20 protein-coding genes are annotated in these 21,934 nt (G+C 62.1%); 10 read left to right on the plus strand and 10 right to left on the minus strand.

Translation table 11 applies throughout. The features are described 5' to 3' along the window. Positions 1 to 145, minus strand: a 145-nt coding sequence (locus tag IWX75_RS15730; RefSeq protein ID WP_196823207.1) for a transposase, incomplete at its 3' end; no start/stop codon positions are given. A gap of 399 nt (positions 146 to 544) precedes the next feature. Between IWX75_RS15730 and IWX75_RS15735 the strand changes: the two genes are divergently transcribed. Both IWX75_RS15735 and IWX75_RS15740 read left to right on the plus strand, forming a co-directional pair. Then, on the plus strand, positions 545 to 1,327 hold the full coding sequence (locus IWX75_RS15735) for a CHRD domain-containing protein (protein ID WP_196823208.1): 783 nt from the start codon (positions 545 to 547) through the stop codon (positions 1,325 to 1,327). A gap of 50 nt (positions 1,328 to 1,377) precedes the next feature. Then, positions 1,378 to 2,064 (plus strand): class F sortase, encoded by a 687-nt coding sequence (locus IWX75_RS15740; protein ID WP_196823209.1) that lies wholly within the window; start codon positions 1,378 to 1,380, stop codon positions 2,062 to 2,064. Between the two features lie 528 nt (positions 2,065 to 2,592). On the opposite strand, the gene IWX75_RS15745 is transcribed toward IWX75_RS15740, so the two are convergent. The 9 genes from IWX75_RS15745 to IWX75_RS15785 all read right to left on the minus strand — a co-directional run bounded on the left by IWX75_RS15745 (position 2,593) and on the right by IWX75_RS15785 (position 12,440). Beyond that, on the minus strand, positions 2,593 to 2,919 hold the full coding sequence (locus IWX75_RS15745) for a hypothetical protein (RefSeq protein WP_196823231.1): 327 nt from the start codon (positions 2,917 to 2,919) through the stop codon (positions 2,593 to 2,595). A gap of 24 nt (positions 2,920 to 2,943) precedes the next feature. Then, a complete protein-coding gene (locus IWX75_RS15750; RefSeq protein ID WP_196823210.1) occupies positions 2,944 to 3,546 on the minus strand; it encodes a recombinase family protein in 603 nt (200 codons plus the stop codon). A 668-nt stretch (positions 3,547 to 4,214) separates the two neighbouring features. Further along, complete coding sequence (locus tag IWX75_RS15755) at positions 4,215 to 4,784, minus strand: ribbon-helix-helix domain-containing protein (protein ID WP_196823211.1); 570 nt, start codon at positions 4,782 to 4,784, stop codon at positions 4,215 to 4,217. Continuing rightward, the gene (locus IWX75_RS15760) at positions 4,781 to 5,722 is read right to left on the minus strand and encodes a ParA family protein (protein WP_196823212.1); all 942 of its coding nucleotides are present in this window, start codon (positions 5,720 to 5,722) and stop codon (positions 4,781 to 4,783) included. The genes IWX75_RS15755 and IWX75_RS15760 overlap by 4 nt, the downstream gene beginning before the upstream one ends. A gap of 847 nt (positions 5,723 to 6,569) precedes the next feature. Further along, complete coding sequence (locus tag IWX75_RS15765) at positions 6,570 to 8,276, minus strand: hypothetical protein (protein WP_334684406.1); 1,707 nt, start codon at positions 8,274 to 8,276, stop codon at positions 6,570 to 6,572. 640 nt (positions 8,277 to 8,916) lie between these two features. Then, entirely contained in the window at positions 8,917 to 9,534 is a 618-nt protein-coding gene (locus IWX75_RS15770; RefSeq protein WP_196823214.1) for a hypothetical protein, read from the minus strand. Continuing rightward, positions 9,531 to 10,646 (minus strand): transglycosylase SLT domain-containing protein, encoded by a 1,116-nt coding sequence (locus IWX75_RS15775; protein WP_196823215.1) that lies wholly within the window; start codon positions 10,644 to 10,646, stop codon positions 9,531 to 9,533. Before IWX75_RS15775 ends, IWX75_RS15770 begins: the two co-directional genes overlap by 4 nt. Before the next feature lie 52 nt (positions 10,647 to 10,698). Next, positions 10,699 to 12,177, minus strand: coding sequence for a MinD/ParA family ATP-binding protein (locus IWX75_RS15780; RefSeq protein ID WP_196823216.1), 1,479 nt, complete (start codon positions 12,175 to 12,177; stop codon positions 10,699 to 10,701). Beyond that, a complete protein-coding gene (locus IWX75_RS15785) occupies positions 12,177 to 12,440 on the minus strand; it encodes a helix-turn-helix domain-containing protein (RefSeq protein WP_196823217.1) in 264 nt (87 codons plus the stop codon). Before IWX75_RS15785 ends, IWX75_RS15780 begins: the two co-directional genes overlap by 1 nt. Positions 12,441 to 12,651: 211 nt before the next feature. Here IWX75_RS15785 and IWX75_RS15790 point away from each other — a divergent pair, with 211 nt between their 5' ends. The 8 genes from IWX75_RS15790 to IWX75_RS15825 all read left to right on the plus strand — a co-directional run bounded on the left by IWX75_RS15790 (position 12,652) and on the right by IWX75_RS15825 (position 21,792). After that, entirely contained in the window at positions 12,652 to 13,221 is a 570-nt protein-coding gene (locus IWX75_RS15790; protein WP_196823218.1) for a DUF6668 family protein, read from the plus strand. Positions 13,222 to 13,225: 4 nt separating this feature from the next. Continuing rightward, positions 13,226 to 13,531: a hypothetical protein gene (locus IWX75_RS15795; protein WP_196823219.1), complete on the plus strand. Its 306-nt coding sequence runs from the start codon at positions 13,226 to 13,228 to the stop codon at positions 13,529 to 13,531. A gap of 37 nt (positions 13,532 to 13,568) precedes the next feature. After that, complete coding sequence (locus tag IWX75_RS15800) at positions 13,569 to 14,333, plus strand: hypothetical protein (protein ID WP_196823220.1); 765 nt, start codon at positions 13,569 to 13,571, stop codon at positions 14,331 to 14,333. Between the two features lie 103 nt (positions 14,334 to 14,436). Then, positions 14,437 to 16,272: a hypothetical protein gene (locus IWX75_RS15805; protein ID WP_196823221.1), complete on the plus strand. Its 1,836-nt coding sequence runs from the start codon at positions 14,437 to 14,439 to the stop codon at positions 16,270 to 16,272. Then, positions 16,253 to 17,770, plus strand: a complete 1,518-nt coding sequence (locus IWX75_RS15810) for an SCO6880 family protein (protein WP_196823222.1) — start codon at positions 16,253 to 16,255, stop codon at positions 17,768 to 17,770. The genes IWX75_RS15805 and IWX75_RS15810 overlap by 20 nt, the downstream gene beginning before the upstream one ends. Beyond that, positions 17,770 to 19,545 (plus strand): ATP/GTP-binding protein, encoded by a 1,776-nt coding sequence (locus IWX75_RS15815; RefSeq protein ID WP_196823223.1) that lies wholly within the window; start codon positions 17,770 to 17,772, stop codon positions 19,543 to 19,545. The genes IWX75_RS15810 and IWX75_RS15815 overlap by 1 nt, the downstream gene beginning before the upstream one ends. Then, positions 19,542 to 21,323, plus strand: a complete 1,782-nt coding sequence (locus IWX75_RS15820) for a type IV secretory system conjugative DNA transfer family protein (RefSeq protein ID WP_196823224.1) — start codon at positions 19,542 to 19,544, stop codon at positions 21,321 to 21,323. The genes IWX75_RS15815 and IWX75_RS15820 overlap by 4 nt, the downstream gene beginning before the upstream one ends. 7 nt (positions 21,324 to 21,330) lie before the next feature. After that, positions 21,331 to 21,792: a DUF4913 domain-containing protein gene (locus IWX75_RS15825; protein WP_334684407.1), complete on the plus strand. Its 462-nt coding sequence runs from the start codon at positions 21,331 to 21,333 to the stop codon at positions 21,790 to 21,792. The last annotated feature ends 142 nt before the right edge of the window (positions 21,793 to 21,934 follow it).

Raw genomic sequence — 21,934 nt, forward strand, 5'->3', positions numbered from 1 at the left:
CCTCGATGTCCGCCTTTTTCATCCAGCCATGCAGACATCCTTCGGAGATCCCGAAGTCCTTTGCGATCTGCTTCATCGATGACTGGCCCTTCCGGGCCACGGCCACGACGTCGTCGCGGAACTCTTTCGGATATGCCTTTGCCATAATTGACATCCTTCCAGTGAGAACAAATCCTCACAGGTCAGGTGTCAACCAAACCCTGGGCAGTCCCGGCTCATCCGCTTGAAAAGCAACATGGAACACACCTCACCCACCCGGTTTGGCTGCTTAGTCTTACTCCGCGATCGGGTAACCCGCAGTGGCTCGAATGGACGATTATCCCCTATCAGGTAAACCTCACCCGCACCATGTGTCACACCACAGCGCTTCCCAACAGGGCCTTGTCCTGCTTACAGTGAACAGAAGCCACTCTCAACGAGCGGCGTCACGTGCTCCGGTGTGAATTGTGTGGGAAAAACCAATCCATACTGCGGAACGCTCCGAATTACGTAGTAAGCGCACCAGATCTGGTGCGTACATACGCACAGTGAAGGAATTGATCTTATGAATAAGGCAATGCGTTTCCTTGCAGTACCTACCCTGGCCCTTGGCGCCCTGGCAATGGCATCGTCGCCCGCCATGGCAGCAGATGAGTCCTACTCCTCGACCCTGGGCCAGCTGAACGGCACCACCGGCACGGGAAGCATCACCGTAGACGTCCACGGTGACACAGCTGCCGTGGACCTGCAGGTCTCCGGTCTCGGCGAAACCTTCATGGACGCCCCATACCCCCACGTCCAGCACATCCACACCGGCGAAGAGGCTAGAGGTGAGTGCCCCACCCCAGCTGAGGACGAAAACGGCGACGGCATCCTCAACACCACCGACGGCAATCCCGCCTACGGCCCCATCACCACCACGCTGACCACCAGCGGAGCCACCGGCCCCGAAGAAGGCCTGAACCTCGAGCTCGCCGGCATGGGCGGCAGCTACCAGATCCAGCGCGACGATGTGCAGCTGAACGCTGAAACCAAGGCAGGACTCGAAGCCGGCAAAGCCGTCGTCGTCGTCCACGGCCTGGACCCAGCAACCGCCGGGGTCTCCGAGGAAGTATTCAACTCACCCAGCGACATCGCCCCAGAACTGCCCCTCGGCGCCACTTCACCGGCACTGTGTGGAGTGCTCGTAGCCTCACAGATGGGCGACATGCCTGAAGGTGGCGCCGACACCGGTGTCGCCCAGGAAACCGGTTCCAACACCGCCGTCCTCGCCCTCGGTGGCGGCCTGGTCCTGGCAGCAGCAGCCGGCGGAACCTTCCTGGTTCGCCGCAGCAACACCAAGGCATAAGCAGCCAACACAGCACCAGCATGACGAACTGATCGGACCTGATTCCTCACATGATTAGTTCACCCAGCGACCGTCGCAGAAGCCATCTGGCCTCTGCGGCGGTCGCTGTTCTCATCCTCACCGGCTGCGCCACCAACACCCCCGCCCAAAGCCAAGGAACAACGGCAGCGCCGTCCGTCTCCGCTTCCGCTACGCCCACACCCGCGGTGCCAGCCCCGACTCAACCACCCACAGCCCCCGCACCCGGAACACCCGCACCCGCACCGGTCCTGTTGCCGGTCCTGCCAGAATCAGCCCCGGTTTCATTTAGCGTCCCCGCGATCGGCGCGGGATCTGAGCTACTGAGCCTCGGCCTGCGCGACAATGGCTCGCTCGAGGTCCCGCCCGGTGACCCAGGCGCACCCGCCAGTTGGTACAACGACTCCCCCACACCCGGTGAACGCGGACCCGCGGTCCTGCTCGGACACGTCAACGCCACCGACAGTGGCCCCGGCGTCTTCGCCGACCTCCGCAAACTCAAAGCCGGCGACACCATCAACGTGCTCCGCGAAGACGGCACCACAGCAACCTTCACCGTCGACCATGGCGAGCAATACGCCAAAGACGCCTTCCCCACCCAAACCGTCTACGGCAACACCGAAGGATCCGAACTACGCCTGATCACCTGCGACGGCTACGACCCCGACACCGGCGAATTCGACGACAACTACGTCGTCTACGCAAAACTAGTCACCTAAAATCACGAATCCTATAGTCACTGCTGCTGTCACGATCAGGGGCCGGCGAACGGGCGTGACGGAATCGATGTAAAGCAGTACGGTCGGCCCATGGAAGCCCACTTGATAGACCACGTGATGCGACGTTGGAGATTGACACACCGACATACCGCGTCTACTTCTGGGCTGATGACGGGAGCGTGAAGGAAGAGTGGGAACTGTCCACGGTTGATCTCGATGTCGTGCTGCAGCGGATTCCCTCGCACGGCGACGGACGTTCCCATAGTCTCTGGGCTGTGGCAAAGCTAGTGGATCATGTCTGCTTGATCCGGTTGCGTGGCATCGATCTTGATGCCGACCCAAAAAGCTGGCCGAGTTGGGCGGGGCAGGTGTATCAGTAGTCCATCGACAATTGGGTATGCCACGTTTCCAGAGCCCACGGCCCGTCGGGGTGACGGTAATGGGACAGGTTCGGCGGTTGTGGTGGTTGTGGTGCGGGGCTGAGGAGCGGCCAGTTGGTGATGCCCTAGCCCTCCAGGGCGGGAAATGTTATGGGGTGAGCTTGACGTCTTCCCCCCGGAGGTTCGCACGGAAGCCGTCGTCCTGGACCGTGACGTCCTGGAGCACGAGGCCCTCAGGCAGACCCTCGATCTCGTGCTCGATGGTCACGGACCTGCGCACGACGGAGGCGATGGCGTCGGGGTCTGAGGAGGATCGGTACGGAAATTCACGTTTAGCAGGTACCGGTGCCGATGTCAGCTTTGGATGGCGGGACTTTCGGTTCTCGGCGGTGTTGTCGTGGGCGTGGCGAGTGGGCAAGGGCGCAACCCCGAAGATCATGACGGGTTTTGCTGCTGTGCATGTTTTCGTTGTCATTTCCCGAGCGGTCTGCGCTGGATGTCAGGAGTGATCTGCACTGTCAAGGTTGCTCTCCGGTGAGCTCACTTGCTCGGCTTTCAGATACTGGTAGAGAGTCTCCCGGCTGATTCCAAATTCCCGTGCCAGTCTGGTTTTTTGTTCCCCGCCGCTGGCACGTTCCCGCAGTTCGGCTGCCTGGGTGGGTGAGAGTGATTTACTGCGGCCGCGGTACGCCCCGCGTTGCTTCGCCAGAGTGATTCCTTCCCGTTGCCGTTCACTGATCAGTGCCCTTTCGAATTCAGCGAACGCCCCCATCACGGAGAGCATGAGGTTCGCCATCGGGGAATCCGTGCCGGTGAACGTCAGGTTCTCCTTGAGGAATTCAACACGGACGCCCTTCCTTGTCAGCTTCTGCACCAGCGCGCGAAGGTCATCAAGGTTCCGGGCGAGACGGTCCATGCTGTGTACCACCAGAGTGTCGCCTTCACGAACAAATACCAGCAGGTTCTCGAGTTCTGGGCGTTTCGTATCTTTTCCGGAGGCCTTGTCGGTGAACACCCTGTCCAGCTCGATGCCTTCCAGCTGACGCTGGGGGTTCTGATCCAGGCTGCTGACCCTGACATACCCAATACGTTGACCGGCCACGGTGCCTCCTACGGCGAAGTGTCAGGGTAAGCCCTTAGAGCCTGAAACACGGACGTCAGGCAAATTCAGAACGGACTCTATTCTGACACTATCGAGCCTTATTCCTGACGTCCGGTTAGCGTACACCCCAACCAGACGTAAATAACGCCCCATCACGCGTTGACGGTTATCTGATCGTGAAGATACTCAATCAGCGTGGACTTCCGTACCAATCCTCCTCGGGCCCCGTGTTGGTCCTTCGGTGCGGCTGGGCGGTGGGCCTATTGTGGTCCAGCAGCGGCCTCTCCCCCTCATCTTTTTGTCTGCTGGCAAGCTCGCTCACCCGTTCCCGTCAAAGCAGTGCTCAACGCCGTAGGTGCAAAGTCGTTTCGAATTCTAGGAGGAAATAAGCGACACCAGGAGCGCCGAGCACCTTGGTCTGGGCGTCATGCTCAGCACAAACGGAGGTGCCGGGGCGGAGCGGGGATGCATCATCAAATAAGGACAGCAGCAAAAACGAAAATACCCCGGTGTCACGAAGGAGCAGCCCGGTGACAGGCCGAAACTAAGCGCAGGACCGCTCAGGGGAGCCCGCCGCCGGCGAGGAGTCCTGTGCAGACGCGATCTTGTTGTCCATCATGACTCTCTTCCATCCGTCGACTACGTCAGCACCTCAATTGATAATGCACTTAAGTGCTGAGATAGAGACGAAAGGCAGTGGAGACGAGGGCACTCCGGGAGGGCGCGGAATGGTTTGTCACCTGTTCGTCGAGCCATTGAATCTGCCGGTCGTCAAGCCGAAGTTGGATCTGAATGCCGGCCGTTCCCCTGGCACGGCGGACACGCCGGGGCATACCGCTAACAGACTGTTCCGTCGGTTGAAAAAACTCGCGGGTCAGGTCAGCAGGGGCGATGGCTTCAAAAGCATCTACGAGGAGGTCGGCATAGGTAATCTGTTCGGAACGTGCACGTCCTTTGACCTCTGCAAGTAGTTCCGGCGAGAGATACACGCCAACATTTCGTGTTGAGCCATCGATAGCCTGCGCAGGTGCCACATCTGGTTCGTTCCCAGCTGTCTTCGCGCTGATCGGGGTTTCCTGCTGCTCGGCTTTGGAAGGAGGTGTGCTTGGTTCCATTGCTGGTTTGCGAGGTTGTGCGTCCTCGGCGTCTTTCTTGCGCTTTGGCGCCAAAAGCCCTTCAAGGCTGCGGCCGCGTGCGGGCTGGAAGGCCTCGGCGAGGTTGTGGCGTTCTGGGCTCATTGGTTGTCGTCGCTTTCGATTTCGTTGAGGCGGGACAGGATTTCTCCTGTGAGTGCTTCAAACTCCTCCGCCAGACCGCCTGCGTTACGTGAGAAGAATCCGTCAGATGGTTTAATCCCGGCTCTAAGTGCTTTCAGGCGATCCTTCTGCGCCTGAGTGACTGCTCCTTCCAACTCATGGAAAAGCAATCCCTTCTTGCGGGCATCGGCACTGGCACTTTCCAGACTCCTTATGCGGGTCGCAAAGACGGGCGCGACTGTACCGAGCATTTCTTCGAGGGTTTCTCTGACACTTCGTTCGAGGCGAAGAGACCGTGGTCCGACGCCGAAGAGAACGACCCCGGCAAGTTGAAGGTTCGGATTTCGTTCCCTTACTGCCATAAATCGGCGTGCAACTCGTTCGACCCCGTCGATGCTCGCTTCGTCAGATTTGGTGGGAATGACAACTGCGGTGGCGATTGCGAAAGCACCTTCGACGAGGGTCCGCTCCCCCGGTGGCGTGTCGATGATGATGAGGTCATAATCTTCAGCGAGGGGCTCGATGCTTCGATGGAGCATGTCACCGAAGTCTCCAGCATCTGCTCGTGTGGATCGGGAGAACATGAGCCCCTGGATGTCCTCGAGGGCTTGACCGCCGGGAATGACGTCAAGGTTCTCTCGTATGTCCTTAAGTACGGGTGCGGTTGTCCCAGTAACAAGGGCGTTGAAAAGACCCTGTCCTGACGCCGATTCGTAGCCAAGGTCGCGACTGAGGTCACCCTGAGGATCGAGATCGATCACAAGCACTTTCGCTCCCGCTATCGCGGCATATCCGGCCACATTAGCTGCAGTGGTTGTCTTGCCGACGCCGCCTTTGCCGTTAGCAAAGGCCACCGTGCGATCGATAGCCGCCGAGTCGTGGCGTTTTGTGTTGCGCTCGGCTTGCAGTGATCTAGCCAAGGGATCCTCCAGTAGATGAGCGTGCTTTGCCTTCTATTGGCAAGTATATGAGCGTGTGCATTGGTTAAAATGTAAGCGCGCCGACGGTATTTGGGTTACACACACGCTAACAACCAACCTCTAGCCTACTTTACATTTGTTGGTTTACAGCACAATTATTACTACCGGCAACCTTAGTGGTCTAACTATTTTCACACGTGTTTATGGTGTACTTATGGCCTAAAGCTCGTGTTAACTTTACTGTTTTACCGTCTGTGTTTCATACCCTTGTCGTGGCTTACACACACGTATCAAGGTGCTCTGTTCTTACCGCGGGTCCTTTATCCACAGGTGGGCGGGTGGAGCCCGGAGGATTGAGCTCAAAGCCGTCCATGTGTGGGTAAAGCTGTCGGTGAACCCCCGTTGCAGTCGCATGGTGCTACTTACTGGGACTGTACGCAAGGGTAATGAAATTTGACCACCCCGAGTGGTTCACCGAGGAGCTGGAGCGGCGCATACCGGCTTCTCTACTGGACCTGATTCCCAGGTTCCAGCTGTCCATCCTATGTGCGGAAAAAGCAGCGGAGCGTGGGGGAGCTTTTGCCGTGCCCCTGTGGACAGGAGGCTTGGGCGGCGAGTGGCTACCTAGCAGTCTGATCGGCGTCGTGTCGTAAGCGGGGGCGCGGGCGGTTATGGGCCAAAGCGCCACGGTTGTTTACCACTGACCCGATAAGGACTCCGAAGCCGGCGCCGCATCCCCGTGATCACCCTTTCGCTGCTAAAACCAAAGACGAAGATAGCGACGATGCCAACCAGGGTGATGGCTGCTCCAGCCATCACCACTCGCCAAGGTCTCCTGGGCCTCAGCCTAGGCCGCGTTCCACAGGGAGCGTTGATGCTCATACTCGTCCTCGATCGGTGGAAGCCAGTATTCGTCTATCTCTTGGTCGTACAGTTCGTGTTCTTCGAGTTGGGGGACCAGGTGCCGGTCGAGCCAGGCGTGCCAGGCGGCGCGTTGGTGGCGGTAACGGGTGATTTGTTCCTGTCGGTCTTCGGTGGCTCCGAGCCGGTCCGCGAGCTGCAGGAGGTTGGTGGACACCACGGCCTGCCAGGAGCCGTGGTGTCGGCGGATCATGCCCAGTGTTTCCATGCCGGTGAGTGCGTCGCGCAGGGCGGTGCGGGAGATACCGGTGGAGCGGGTGAGGTCAGCGGTGGTGGGGGAGTGGTGGGCGCGTTCGATGGCCTCGTAGGTGAGTGCGGCGACGTCGCCCAGCACCCGGAAGACGGGCCGGATGGCGTGGATTTTGCCCTTGCGCCAAGTGTGGTCGCGGGCGATTTGCTCGAACTCGCGGGGGAGTTGGACGAGGTAGGTGTCGGCGTTGCGGCCTCGGCCGCGATCGACGCGGGTGAGGACCCCTGCTGACGCCTTCTCGAGCAAGGGGAGGAGGCGGGCGATGGTGACGTGGTCCTTGCCGAGGGCGACCGCGAAAGTGCGGCAGCCGACGTCGAGGAGGTTGGTCTGGTTGGTGCGCAAGTAGGCCAGGACGGCGCGGATGAGGAATCGGAGGCTGATGCTTGCTCGACCGAGAGTTTGGAGTCTGACGTCGAGAGCGGCGTAGAGAACATTTTCTAGATCATTCACCAGCTGGTGAATGGAATCAGAGCTTTGCGATGTTGCTGGGTTTGAGCTGCCCCCCGTGAGATAAGTAGGGCTTGTGTTGTTAATACGTGCATAGCTTCGCTCCGCTTGCTGGGAGGGTGCTTTCGAGGGTGTGCGTTTGGCGGTCCAGGCTTGGGCTTTGGCCCATTCGATGGGCAGCAGCCGCTCGGTCTTGGTGCCGTAGAGGGCGGCGAGACCCGCGTACTCGTCGGCCATGCCGGCGTGTACCTGGTCTACGGTCCAGGTACACGCCGCGAAGTGGTTCAGGACCGCCATGCGGGCCTCGGAGTCGCTGGCATATCTGGCAGTGTCGTACAGTCCGGTACGGGCCACGGCTCGCAGGTGCGAGTCAGTGCAGTGCGCCTGCTTATCCTGGCGCACACCATGGGTGTGGTGCGCCTTTAGGGATGCGGTAGTGGCCGCGGCGCGGGTCTGTCCCGTCCGCTTTAGGCGCCGCGCCCGGTACAGCTCAGGCGCAAGATCCTCGCGGAGCTTGGCCAGCGCTCCTGGCGGGTTCCGGAGTGTGAGGATGCCGTAGGCATCCGTGAGGGGTGTGATGAGGTTTTGGTGGCCGCCGCTCTTGTGGGCGGATCCCGGAACACGGATACAGCCGTCGGTAACGTTCTGGTGCGGATTCGCATCCAGGCTCGGCGCCCGGAACGCGAGGGCTTCAATCACTTCGCGGGCTTCGCCTGCGGTAACGGGCTCCTGCAGTGGAACGTAGAGGTGGCGACCGCCACTAGGGGAGAAGTCTTCAACGTAGGCAAGGCCGGCTGTACTGAGCAGGACTCCCAACCGTGCAGCATCATCATCGACAACGGCCTTGCGGGCTTTGGACGTGTCCAGGTCGAGGCACAAGGTGCGCACTGAGCCGTCAACGCCGTGGATCAGCACCGCAGCCGGTGCCTTCGGCACGGCCCGCGTAATTTTCAATGGGGTGCGCGGCCGCGGGTACTGGAACCGATTACCGATCCATCGACCAGCCCGGTACACGGGCTGACCCGCGATCAACGGAGCCAAAACCCACGCAGCAGACGGAGAATCCATCCGGCGTGGCGCGGGATTAAAAACTGGAAGGGCTTGCAACACTCGGTGTATGCTTTCACTAGGTAGCACGCGAACGCACTAAGGGTGTGTTTGTCTGAGCCCTTCACCGAGTGTCTTGGCGGATCCGACGGTGTAGAGCTTGAAAAGAATTGAATATGAGAAGGCCCGCTCCGGCGGGCCTTCTTGTTTTAACTGGCTTTAGCCATGGGCAAAGCCTCCGGTAGTTGGTCACGGTCAACCCACATGGGAAGGCCGTCTGCGTCTAGGTCCAGGTGCATGAGAATTTTCTCAAGGCCCTCCGAAGCACTCACTCCCATGCGTTTAGAGACCTCTTCCAGTCTGCTTTTGCACTCTTTGGGCACTTTGTAGTTCACCTGCACGGTGTCTACTGCGGAGCCGCGAGGGCGGCGAAGTGTCTGACCCATGAAACTTAACCTAGTACTAGGAGAGGCCCTAGGTGCGTCCACTGTAGGTGTGTCGCAAAACATTCGCAGCTGTTCTTCGCTATTCATCGGCCCATGTCCTGCAATTGGTGGCCGACGACGTCCCAACGGTCGTCGTGCTGCTCCAGGTAGATTGTGACGATTTGGCGGCCGCTGGCGGTGAGTTCTTCGCCGTCACGGCTGATCCAGCGCCAACTGACGTCGTAGGCGCGGATAGCTTTGTCGGCCGCGACGTCCTGGGAGACGTCGCCTGGGGCTGCAACGACGCTGGGGGCGCTGTAGGCCTGGTGCTGGGATGGTTCCAGCCAGGCGCCTTGGTTGGCGTTGCGTTCGGGCTCGATTTGGTTGGTCGCCCATTCGTTGCTCATCAGCGGTATGGCGCGGATGGCGGCGGCTGTCTGGGTCTTGTCGGTCGTGGTGTCCCACGAGTGGAGCATCAGGGCAGCAACCTCTGCCGTGGACTCGACGTCAGATCGGTCGGCGTCCTCGGGCTGGGCGAAGGTGCCGTTGCCGATCATGTCCTTCGCTGCAGCTGATGTGTAGGAGCCCTCGTAGACGGTCGTGGGCGTCGGTTTGGGCGTCGCCCCTGCCTGATCGTTGCCGCAGGCGGTCAGGGTGAGCGTGAGGGGCACTGCCAGGAACAGGGCTGCCGCGGTGATGCGACGTCGGTGACTGAGGCTCATTCAGGCCACGCACCTTTCTCCTTGAGGATCGGTTCGGGATCGATGTTGTAGCCCTGGTACGGGTACACGACGTCGGGGGCGTCGGGGGCGTAAATTTCGAAGTGCAGGTGCGTAATGACGTTGCCGAGGTCGGCTTTGTTGCCCTCGGTGCCGATGATGTCTCCGCGTTTGAGCTCGTCGCCCTTTTTCACCGCGTAGGCGTTCAGGTGGCAGAACGCGAACCCAAAGTTGGGGTCGTCGCCGTTCTCCTTGGCGATGACGCAGCCGTCCTTGTCGTTGAAGCCGGTGATCCGCAGGTCCGTCGGAGCGACGACGGTCCCGCCGCGGCCGCGGCCGGGGCCGGTGCCGGGGGTCGCGATGTCCACGCCAACATGGTTCTGCGCCCACGCGGGCAGGCCCGGAACATTCCGCCCGCCGTACCCGGAGGTGAACGCCCCACCGGGTAGGGGAGTGGTCCACTCGCCGTCTCCAAGGTCACCGTCCCATGGCTTGCCACCGGTCGGTGCCTTGCAGTCCATCGAGAACCCGCTCTGTGCTGAGTCGAGGACGGAGCTGACGTACTTCTGAGTCTCCTGATACGGCGGGATCCCCTTGTACTGCTGCACCGCCCCCGGGCCGGCGTTGTACGCGGCGAGGGTGAGCTGTACGAGCAGGTTCGCGTCATCACCGGCGACCGACTGGACTTCCTGCTTCAGGCCGGCCATGTAGCGGCCGTAGGCGGGGATGGCATCGCTAGCGGAGAACGGGTCGCCGCCCTGCCCGTAGGCCGCCCATGTTGCTGGCATGAACTGCGCGACGCCCTGGGCTCCTACGGGGCTGGTGGCATTCTCATTCCACCCGGATTCCTGGTTCAGCTGTGCGGCGACGACGCTGGCTGGCAATCCCGCCTCCTTCGCTGCTGTCTCCACGAGGGGGCCCCAACCGTTGGGGACGGCCTGCACGGCACCGGGCTCCGCCGTGGCATCGTCGGAGACCACACAGGACGCGGGCTCGAGCTGAGCCTCTTCGTCTTCCGCGATGCCGGCCACAAGCATCGTCATGGCCAGGACCGCGCCCAGTGGCACGACGGTGAGCGCAGCGAGGCCGCACCCAATGGCTTTCCCCCTTGCCATGACTTCCTAACCCGTACTTCGAGACCGAAACTGAGACCGCAGAAACGCTTGTTTAGAGCTGGTCGGTGAGGGCTGCTGTCGCTTCCTCGTAGGCCTGGCGCGTGGCGGGGTTCAGGGCTTCGTAGTCGAAGTCCTGCCCTTCCTGTAGGGACCGGTCGAAGGGGACGACGATGACGGCCGCGAGGCCGATGCTCGTCCCGTACTCCTGCAGCTGTGCGAGACGCTCGGCGTTCGGCTGCGCGGTATTGGTGATCACCAGAATGGAACGGGCGAACTTCCCTGCGTGCCCTTGGGCCTTGACGCCTTCGATGGTCGCCTCGAGAAGCTTGAAGTCGTCGGCCTTGTTCTGGGCCACGAACACGAGCGAGTCCGCGACGTCGACGGCGGCCTGCCAGGTGGAGGCCTGCGCGGAGTTGCCGGTGTCGAGCAGAATCAGGTTGTAGAGCGAGAGCAGTACATCGTGGGCGGCTTTCACGGACGTGCCGTCGACGCGGCGGCGGTCAGCACCTTCGGGAGGAGAAGCGAGGACGTGGATCCTGTCATCGCCCTGCGGCCGGATGTAGCGCACGAGATCACTGGTGCGGCGGGTCACGGTGTCGAGGTTCCGGATGAGGTCCAGTGTGCTGCGGTCGTGCGCACCTGAGAGAGCGCGCTCACCGAGAGTGCCCTGGTTCTCATTGAACTCACCGGCAAGGATATTGCCACCGCGGATACGACCATAGGTCGCGGCCAGGTGGTAGGCGACGGTGGTCTTCGTCGCCCCACCTTTGAGCTGGACTACGGCCATCGTGCAGTGGGTTTCCAATGGCCGCTGGATGCGTGCCCGACGCTCACGGCTGGCCTGCTCAGCTGGTGACGCGGTGAGGTTTGCCTTGAACGTGGCGTTCAACCAACCCCTCCAGCCAACACGCGCAGGGGCAGCTGCCTTTTCGGCTCGCACCTCGGGGCGAAGCTGAATCCGGGCGTCTCCAGGCTCCACCTGAATGGCTGTGCTGGCCGTTCCCTGCAGGCCGGCTTCGGGGGTCACCCTCGGCTCGGGCGACGACTTAGGGACTGTTCCTGTGACGGGCACAGGACGCCCTGCCTTGTCTGGAGCATCGGCGGGCTCGTGTTGTGCGGGCTCGATCGTTGCGGCGGTGTCGAAGATAGGAAGAGCTTCGATGGGGGCGCGCGAGACAGCATCGGCGTCTTCCCCTGTCGCCGGAGTCACGGAGGAGCTGGAGGGTGCACTCTGACCCGGGGCAGGAGTGATTCGACGTGGTGGTCGCTTCTTCGCTGGCACACTGCTGTCTGCGTCAACGGAACCGTCTTCGCTGACGATGAGGTGGGTTTCCGGCTGCGTCGTCGATGATGGATCGAGGGCGGCGACTTTCACTGGACGTCCGAGGTCCCCGGCCGTGCTGGCGAGGTAACCGATGGCTTCCGGCATGGAAGCGAACGTCCTCTCCACTGCGTCGATCGTGACGCTCACGGTGTCGTCGTCGCGGATCGTTGCCCTGCAAACCGGTCTGGTGAGTGCTTCCGCCGTCATCATGTCCCCTCAAGATCTTCTGGTGGATCGTGCTCCGTTGCTGTCTTGAAACCGGGGCGCGTGTTGTAGCTCGCCTCTAGGTGCTCTCGGATGTCATCTCGAAAGATGATCCAGGTGCCGCCTAGCCTGATCGCTGGAACCCGTCCTTCGCGCAGCCATCGATAGGTCACCGACTTGTCGGAGAGACCAAGAATGTCGGTGAGTTGATCGACACTGAGTCGCGAGGGCAGATCAGCAAAGAGACGGTCAAGAGCTTTAGACACGATGACCGCCCCGATTCCTATGGTGGGAACAATACACGAAACACAAACTTTCACCACTGTTGTGCATGTTTATTCTCATTCTGGTTTTTCCTTCCTCTAAATGCCCTACTATGATCAGTAGTCGAGTCTATGGGAAGCCGGTTGGGGGCAGAGCTAAATGGACAATCGTTGGAGTGGCTTCGTCACGCAAGAGCCAGTCGAAACACCTGTGGTGACCGAGACAGAGATCCGCGACGCCGTTGAGGTATTGCGCGGCGTTGCCGGCCCACAGCAGGGGCTGTTGGGCATCGCTGCGGGCGAGGGCATGGCTCGCTTCATCACAGACAATCCCGAAGCCTTCTGGCTCGGCGTCCACGGCGGGGCGGGCGAAAACACCTTGGCCGATCTTCTCGGCGGTGTACCGTGCCACCACCGCTGGCCGTCCCGCTCAGACGCCGACCCTTCCGTACCCCCAGCTGAGGTCTTCCTTGTCGCCCGGCAGAATCATCGCGGCCTCGAGGCCGCCAAGCTCGCCGCTCGCGACTGGGCCGCCGGCTCCCACCCGACCATCAACCTACGCGGTCTTGTCGTGATCGCAGACGCCCCGGGCAAGACGCCGAGGGCACTGCACAACCAGACCCGCATCATCGCCGGCGGCGTCCCACAGACGTGGGTGCTGCCGTGGATTGAAGAGCTTCGGCTTGAAGGAACAGTCGACCCCGAGTCGCTGGCCCGCGAGCCAAGGAAAGTCCTCACAAGTCTCAGTGAGGTCATCGAAACCATTAATTCTGGAAGGAATTAAACCCATGCAACTTCTTCTCATGGCACAGGACGTCCTGATCAACGCAGCCCCCCTGCCCGACAGCGGGCCTCTGGCCCCTCCCGGCATCGGAGACGCCTGGAACCGCATGGTCGGCGTCGGCAAGTGGATCGCCCTGGGCATCTGTGTCCTGGGCCTCCTTGTCGTCGGCGGCAAAATGGCCTTCGACGCACGCTCCGGTGAAACTACGCAGGAAATCTCCGGCATCATCAAGATCGTCCTCGCCGTGGCCATCATCTCCGGCGGCGCATCATTGCTGACCTTCATCTCTGGCGGCGGCGGCACGGCCTAACCACACTGCAGGATCAGTCCTACCTACAGGAGTAGTCATGGCCGAAACCGAAAAATCCGAGAACGTATGGTGGGCTGGGCCCCGCTTCCTCATGTCGGCCGTCGCCGTCCTGTTGCTTATCATCGTGGGCATCATCCTCTTCGTGTGGGTGGGCAACGACGACGAGTCCGAGGCAACTCCACCGCCTCAGACCCAAGCGGCTCCACCGGTTACGTCTGCTCCAGCCGTAGCGTCTGAGGAATCAGTGTGCGGACTAGACGCAAACGGCGGCACGACACTGACCAGCCCTCCTGATGATGTGGAGTGGGAGTTCATTGGCGGTATCGCTGCCCCCACGTCGGCCGAGCACGGCCCAGGTGATGTGGACGAACAAACCGGTGTGCGGTCCTGCTACTCCCACACGCCTGAGGGCGCGCTACTGTCGCTGGCCGGGAGGCTTGCTGCCAGTGGAGACCCAGAGCTACTGCTTGAAACCACGAAAGCGCTGTCACTGGATGGCCTTGGTAAGGAAATCGGCATAGAACGGATCGAACGCCGCATTGCCTCCGGTGACACCACAACTCCTCCGATTAAGATCGAGGGCTTCCGCCTGCTGTCATATGACGTCGATGAAGCAACTGTGGAAGTAGTAGCCTCGGGTGATTCCGGTTCTGGCCTCGTGTACATCACCACTTCTGCCTTCCTGAAGTGGAATGATGGCGACTGGTATGTGAGGTACATGGACGACGGCTCCAGTGGCCCTGTTGAAGGTCAAGTCTCCGATCTGTCCGGCTATATCCCTTGGGGTCCAACTAGTGGCTGAAGTTGCAACCGATGAGTCTTGCGACATGTTCGACATTGGGTGCAAAACGGCCAATGGCATTTCGGACGCCGTCTCTGGTGCAGCTGGTGACGCGATGGAGGCTATGGCTGATGCTGTGCAGTCCGCGCTTGTCGCGACGATCGCGCAGCTTGGCACTTTGTGGACGACGATTGATTCCGGTGACCTGACCAAGGACAACGGTGGCGCTCCGAGCTTGGACGCACCAGCGGCGGGTGGGGCATTTGATCAGCAGGTTGGAACGATCTTGCAGTATGCCACCTGGATTGGGTTGGGTATCAGCACCATCGCGATCATCCTCCTCGGGATCACTTTGGTGACGAACGCCCGCCGTGGTGACGGTGCAGGGTTGGTCAATACGGCCACCATCGTCTTCGGTGGGGCCACCCTGGTCGGCGGTGCGGTAGCCCTCGCCGGGTTTATCGTTCCACCGCGAGAGGCCAACTCTGCGCCGGCTGTCGGGTTCGTCCAGGACCAGACGTTCTACCTGACGCTGGGCGTGGCGGCTCTAAGCATCATCATCGCTGGAGCGCGTATGGTGTGGACCCAACGCGCAGAACCCGCTCAGGATCTCCTCAAAGGTCTGCTGACCCTGGCTATCGTCAGCGCATCCGGCGTTGCCCTCCTCAATGTCTTGCTTGGTGCCACGGATGCCCTCGCGGAGCAGATCATCGCCGCTGGTATTGGAGATGACTTCCAGTCCGACGTTCAGGCACTGCTGGGCTTCGTGGACGTCGACAACGAAGAAGCGTTTCTGGCAGGGAACTTGATTCTCGTGATCGTCGGCGGATTGATCGCGATCATCATCAACATTGTGCAGATCATGCTGATGGTTCTGCGGACTGCGATGCTGTTCCTCATTGCGGGTGTCCTGCCGCTGTCGGCGGCATTCATGAATACCGAGACCGGCAAGACCTGGTTCGCCAAGATCATCGCGTGGACGCTGGCCTTTGCCTTTTACAAGCCAGCTGCCGCACTCATCTATGCGACCGGGATCAAGATGACGACCTCCGGCATGTTCTCCGCAGAACCGCTCCTGCAGTTCTCTGCAGGGCTCATGCTGATCCTCGCGGCCGTGGTGGCGTTGCCGGTCCTGATCGGTTTCCTCAGTCCTGCCCTTGGAGCTATGTCGTCCTCCGGTGGAGGCGGCGGGGCCGCGATGGGTGTCGCGGCGTTGGGGGCAGCAATCCCGCAGGGCGCGTCCCGCACACAGCGTGGCGGGCAAGGGTTTGGTAGTCAGGCACCACCTCAGGGTCCTCCCGCGAAATCGGAGAAGTCATCCTCGAAGCCAGAAGGCGGCGGTGGTAGCGGCGGTGGTGATGGTGCTGCACCGAAGGCCCTCGAAGCGACCGGCGGCGGAGCTAAGGCTCTTGGCGCTGGTTCAACCGCAGGCAGTACCGCTGGTGCTGGTGCTGGTGCTGGCAGTACCGCTGGTGCTGGTTCAACCGCAGGCAGTACCGCTGGGGCTGGTGCTGGCAGTACCGCTGGTGCTGGTGCGGCTGCCGGCGGTGGAGCGGCTGCTGGTGCAGCTGCTGCTGCACCTCCCGTAGCGGCGGCGATGATCGCTGGTCAAGCGGTGAAGAAGGGCGGCGAAGCCGTCAAGGGAGCCGTCCAGGAAGGCGCTCAGTCTGGCGCACAGCCCGGCTCGGGCACGGGCGGCGGAGAGTCTGGGGCTAAACCTTCCGGGCAGGGTGCGATTCCGCCACAGACAGCGGGCGGGCCTTCGGGCGCGAAAGCGGCTGGCCCTAATGGCGCATCCGGTGCCTCCGGTGCTGCGGGTGCCGTTGGTGCTGCTGGGATTGCGGGCGCTGCGTTGGAGAAGGGCGCTTCGCAGATCCAGAAGCAGGCACAGCAGATGAAGAAGGAAGTCTCGAACAACACTGGGAACGAGGACCGCACTGATGGCGCAAACCGAAGCTAAGACCCCCGACGTCCGACCACGCATTTACGGCAACTACCGTTTGCCGACCAGCAAGGGTCTGGCCGGGCTGTCGACGGCCGGCACAATGATCCTGATTCTCGGCGTCGTTGTCGGTGTGGTCCTGATGATGCTCGGCCAGTGGGCTGCCGCCCTGCTCTTCGAGCTGCTGATCGGGGTCCTGATCCTGCTGTCGATGCAGAAGAACAAGCACGGACGCACGATGATCGAGCGCATCATGCGCCGCTTCGGATGGATGAACGCCCGCTATGCCGGGGCGAACATCTACCGGGCAGGACCGGTCAGCCGCATCCCTACCGGGACCACTCAGCTCCCGGGCATCTCCGCCCGCTCCACGATCAGCGAGCACACCGACGGCTACGGCCGGCCGTTCGCACTGCTGCACATCCCGGCGAAGAACCACTACACCGTGGTGCTGGGCTCGGAGCCGGACGGCGGCGGCATGGTCGATCAGGAGCAGATCAACCGCTGGGTTGACCGGTGGTCGCACTGGCTGGGCATGCTCACCGACGAGCCGGGCCTGATTGCCGCGTCAGCGACGATCGAGACCGCACCTGACTCTGGTTTCCGGCTCGCCCGCAAGGTCGAGAACCGGATGGACCCGAACGCACCCCAGTTCGCCCGTGACGTCATGAACGAGACCGTGCGGGCACTACCGACCGGTGCGACCGTGACACGTGCGTACATCGCGGTGACGTTCAAGGCCACGCTGCGCCCTGGCGGTCGTATCCGCAAAGCCGATGAGGTCGCCAACGATCTCGCAGCGCGCCTGCCGAACCTGACCCTGAGTCTCGGTGACACCGGAGCCGGCGTCGCCGCCCCTCTCTCGGCGCAGGAGCTGTGCGAAGTGATCCGGGTGGCATATGACCCGGCCGAAGCGATCCTCTTCGACCGTGCACACGCCGAAGGCAAGGCCCCCGCACTGAACTGGAACGAAGTCGGACCACAAGCAGCTGACACCTTCTGGAACAGCTACCACCACAACAACGCCTGGTCGAAGACGTGGGCGATGTCCGTCCCGCCACGCTCCACCATCCAGGCGAACGTCCTGCAGTCCCTCGTCGCACCAACCCCTGAGGTCATCCGTAAACGCGTGACCATGCTCTACCGGCCCATTGACCCGGCGCGTGCCGCCCAGCTTGTCGAAAACGACGTCAACACGGCCACGTTCAACGCGTCCTCCCGGAACCGTGCAACCTCGCGTGATACCCGGGAAACCCGGGCGGCCCGTGCCACGGCCGAGGAAGAAGCCGATGGGGCAGGATTGCTGAACTTCGCGATGATCGTCACCGCGACGGTCCGCTCCAAGGAGGACCTGCCCGAAGCGGAGGCCGCGATCGAGAACCTTGGCGCGTCAGCTCGTATCCGCCTCGAGGAGGCCTACGGCGCGCAGGACTCCACCTTCGCCGCCGGTTTGCCGCTGGGCATCGTCATTCCTGACCACCTGGCACTGCCCAAGACCGTAAGGGACGCACTCTAATGGCCGCACTGAACCCCGCAGCGGGCATCCCCACCGACGACGGAGCATTGACGCGAATCCTCGCCAAGCTGGGCACCTCGAGGACCGGCAATGCGTCTGCGAGAACGAAAGCTCGGACGAAGACAGGTAAGAAGGCAGCCAAGAAAGCGCGTACGGGCAGCACTGCGGTGAAAGCTGCGCTGCGTCCCGGCCCCCGTGGGTACAAGGGCCGCGGGATGGGTGAGGCGCAGCTGCTGCACCCCGTCAAGGAGATGCGCGGCACGAACTATCAGGTGTGCGGGTTGTATCCGTTCCCGATGGGTGGCGGCGCACCACTGGAGGGTGTACCGCTGGGCCGAAATCTGCTCTCGAACGAACCGGTGTGCTGCGACCCGATCTCGTGGTTCCAGAACGTCCGACTGATTTCCAACCCGTCCGCGTTCGTCATGGCGAACCCGGGCCTTGGCAAGTCGTCGCTGCTGCGCCGGATGGCGATCGGCCTGTGCGCGTTTGGGGTGAACCCGATGATCCTCGGGGACATCAAAGGCGAGCACATCGACATGATTGAGAAGCTGGGCGGCAAGGGACTGCCGCTCGGGCGCGGCATTGGGCACATCAACCCGCTCGATGATGCCGGTGCCTTGGACGCCGCCAAGCGGTTGTCTCCGGTAAAGCGGGAGGAACTGCTCACCGAGCTGCACGCACGACGTCGTGGCCTCATTGCGGCTCTCATCGCGATCCTGCGCAAAAAACCGCTGGATGAGCGTGAGGAATCGATCCTCGACCGGTGCCTGATGGTTCTTGAAACCGAACACAATCCTGCCGGAACCGTGCCTGTGATGGCTGACCTGCGGGCGGTCCTGAAGGCACGTCCGGCCGAGGTGCGGGAGGTGGCGCTCGATCGTGGCAGTAACGAGCGGTACGACACCATCACCGAAGGCCTCGAAAGCTCGCTCAACTCGCTCTGCGGTGCGGGTGCGTTTGGGGACATGTTCTCCAGGCAGTCAACGCACAAGATCGACGCCACGACGCCGATGGCGTTTGACCTCTCCCGCATCTCGCAGGCCGAGAATGACCTGCGGGCGGCGACGCTGATGGCGTGCTGGTCGGCCGGCTTCGGGACCGTCACGACCTCGAACATGCTGGCGGATGATGGCGTGATCGAGCGGCAGCGGTTCCTGGTGATCCTTGACGAGTTGTGGAACACCCTCGCTGCTGGCCCGGGCATCGTGGATCAGGTCAACGCGCTCACCCGTCTGAACCGTGAGTGGGGCGTCGGCCAGATCATGGCCTCTCACACACCGTCGGACCTTAAAGCGGTCAAGGACGAAGCGGACCGCCACAAGGCCCAGGGCATCATGGACCGGTGCGGCATCAAGATCCTTGGCGGCCTCGCCCGTTCCGAGATGCCGTTGCTCACCCAGTCGGTGCCGTTGAGTATGCGTGAGCAGGAACAGCTTGCCGCGTGGCAGGACCCGCCCGCCTGGAACCGGGCGGGCGAGGACGCCATGCGCTACACGAACGACGACGTGTTCCGCCGCACTGATCAGTCGTTCACGGACGATGAGCTGGCCGCATGGCTCGAGGACGACGACAACGCCGCCTGGTACAACGACGACCGCACCACCCAGCCCCCACCGGGGCAGGGCAAGTTCTTCATCAAGGTCGGCTCGCGGGCCGGCATCCCGTTCTCCATGGAGTTCACCCCCACCGAGCGACGGTCGCGTGTCCATGACACCGAGAAGAAGTGGCACAAGGCTAAGCGCACCGCTGCAGAGGAACGAGGCGAGCTGTGAGCTCACTGGACCGCAAGCACAAAGCAGGACTCGGCGGCGAAACCGCACTGTTGGTTGTGCTCATCCTCGCCCTCGTCGGTGTGCCTGGTGCCCTCTATGGGCTCAACACCCTCGGCCACCAGCTCGAACCGCGCCCAGAGGCTCTGCCGACCGGGTTTTGGCCTCGGTCACTGGGGAACTTCACCGGCTCATTGCCGTGGCGGTCGACGGAGATATACCTCCTCATCGGAGCTGGCGTCCTCCTGCTGGGTCTGTTCGTGCTGTTCATCGTGCACAGCATCCGCAAGGGCAGGAAGATCGTCAAGCATGACCGCGCGGCGGTACGCATGGCGTCCCTAAAGGACGTCGGCCCGTTCACCGAGAAGCAGGTCAAGGCCAAGGCCGCACGCTTCGGCGTTGACGCTCCCGGTGTGACGATCGGGCGCATGGTGCGCGGAGGGAACACCCTCTACGCTTCCTGGGAAGACACGCTCCTGCACATCTGGGGCACCCGGACCGGTAAGACGACGACGCAGGCCGCGCCCTCGATCATCGAGGCACCCGGGCCTGTGATCGCGACGTCGAACAAGCGCGACCTCTCAGACCTCACCCGCGACATCCGCGCCGAGAACGGCGACGTCTGGATCTTCGACCCACAGGGTGTAGCGGGCGAGAAGCCCACCTGGTGGTGGAACCCGCTCAGCTACGTCACCGACGCCGAACGGGCTATCGAAATGGCGAGTAACTTTGCCCTCGGGTCGCGGTCTGTCGGAGCTAAAGCTGACGCCTACTTCGATACCGCCGGCAAGGACCTGCTGGCCGGCTATTTGCTCGCTGCAGCAGTCAGTGGCCGGCCTATCAGCCAGGTCCACACGTGGCTGTCTCATGCCGAGGAGAAGGAAGCTTCAACGTTGCTCCTCGAATCGGGATGGCTGAAGGAAGCCGACTCGATGGGTAGCACCATGGCGCTGCCGGACAAGCAGCGTGAGGGCGTCTACGGGACCGCGCGTCAGATGGCGACGTGCCTCAAGAACGAAAAGATCGCCCCATGGGTGAACCCCAGTGGACCGAATGATCCGCGGCCGCAGTTCAAGCCCGAGGAGTTTATCCGCGGCAAGCACACCCTCTATGCGCTGTCCAAGGAAGGCTCCGGTACTGCCGGTCCTCTGGTGACATCCCTGACGGTGGCCACGGCTACGGCCGCCGAGGAATACGCTGCAACCCAGCCGGGCGGCCGCCTTGCGGTGCCGATGATCTGCGTGCTTGATGAGGCCGCGAACGTGTGCCGGTGGGGGAACCTGCCGAACCTCTACAGCCACTACGGGTCCCGAGGAATTGTGGTTTCTACATTCCTACAATCCTGGTCTCAGGGCGTCGACGTGTGGGAGGAATCCGGCATGAAGAAGCTTTTCTCCACGGCCAACGTGTTCACCTACGGCGGCAACGTGAAGGAGGAGGGGTTCCTGAAGATGCTCTCAGAGCTGGTCGGCCAGTACCGGTACACCTCGGTGTCCACCTCGAGGCAGAAGGACAGCCGGTCCACGAGCCGGCAGGACTCCACCGATGACATCCTGTCCGTCGCGGATCTCGCCGCGATGCCGAAGGGCCGTGCCATCATGCTCGGCTCCGGCTCCCGCGCCGTCCTGCTCCGCACTGTACCCATCAGCGCCCGCCCGTATGCCGACAAGGTGGCCGCATTCGAGACTGCCCGTTCCAACCCGCCGGCTCCGGTAGAGGTACAGCGACCAGCGGTTGCCGCCGCTGGGGGCAACCGGTGGTCGACCATGGTGAAGGAGTAGATCACGGATGGATATGCAGTCGCCGTTTCAGCCTGAGGACGAATTCGACCGGCTCGTTCACGGGACGCCTGAGGATGACGGGATGGACGGTTCGACGGACACATCGGATGCTGGCCCTGAGTTGTTCTTCCCGAACCTCGAGGTGTTCGTGACGGACTTCCTCATCCATCACTATGCCCGCCCCGTGGACCCGATGGGGCACGAGAAGGAGTTCACCTGGTGCAGCAGCTGGTGGGCGCACACGGAGGCCGTTAGTCGCCTCAGCGCCCTGTGGAGGGCGTGGGAAACTCTGAGGCTGGATGGGGGAACCGGCATGTCCGACTGGTGGAGGAACCACGCTGATCCGACGATGCGGGCACTGTTCTACAGCAAGGGACCTTTCAAGGGGTGCACGTTGACCACCCATGCACCAGCCAGCAAACCGCTGCCTGTTGTGCCGGCGCCGGAAGGCCTGTTTTCCAGCCCGTAGGACCCGGGCGCAGAAAGAGATGCGATCAGATGACTTCTTCGCTTGGTACTGCACCAGCACCACAGTGGTACAACCAAACTCAGCGGCAGCGGCCGAGCAGCTTGGCGTTGGCAGAACAAGATCAGTGCGAGGACCTTATTAG

Origin of the sequence: Arthrobacter sp. CAN_A6 (assembly GCF_015751715.1) — a bacterium.
Lineage (GTDB): Bacteria > Actinomycetota > Actinomycetes > Actinomycetales > Micrococcaceae > Arthrobacter_D.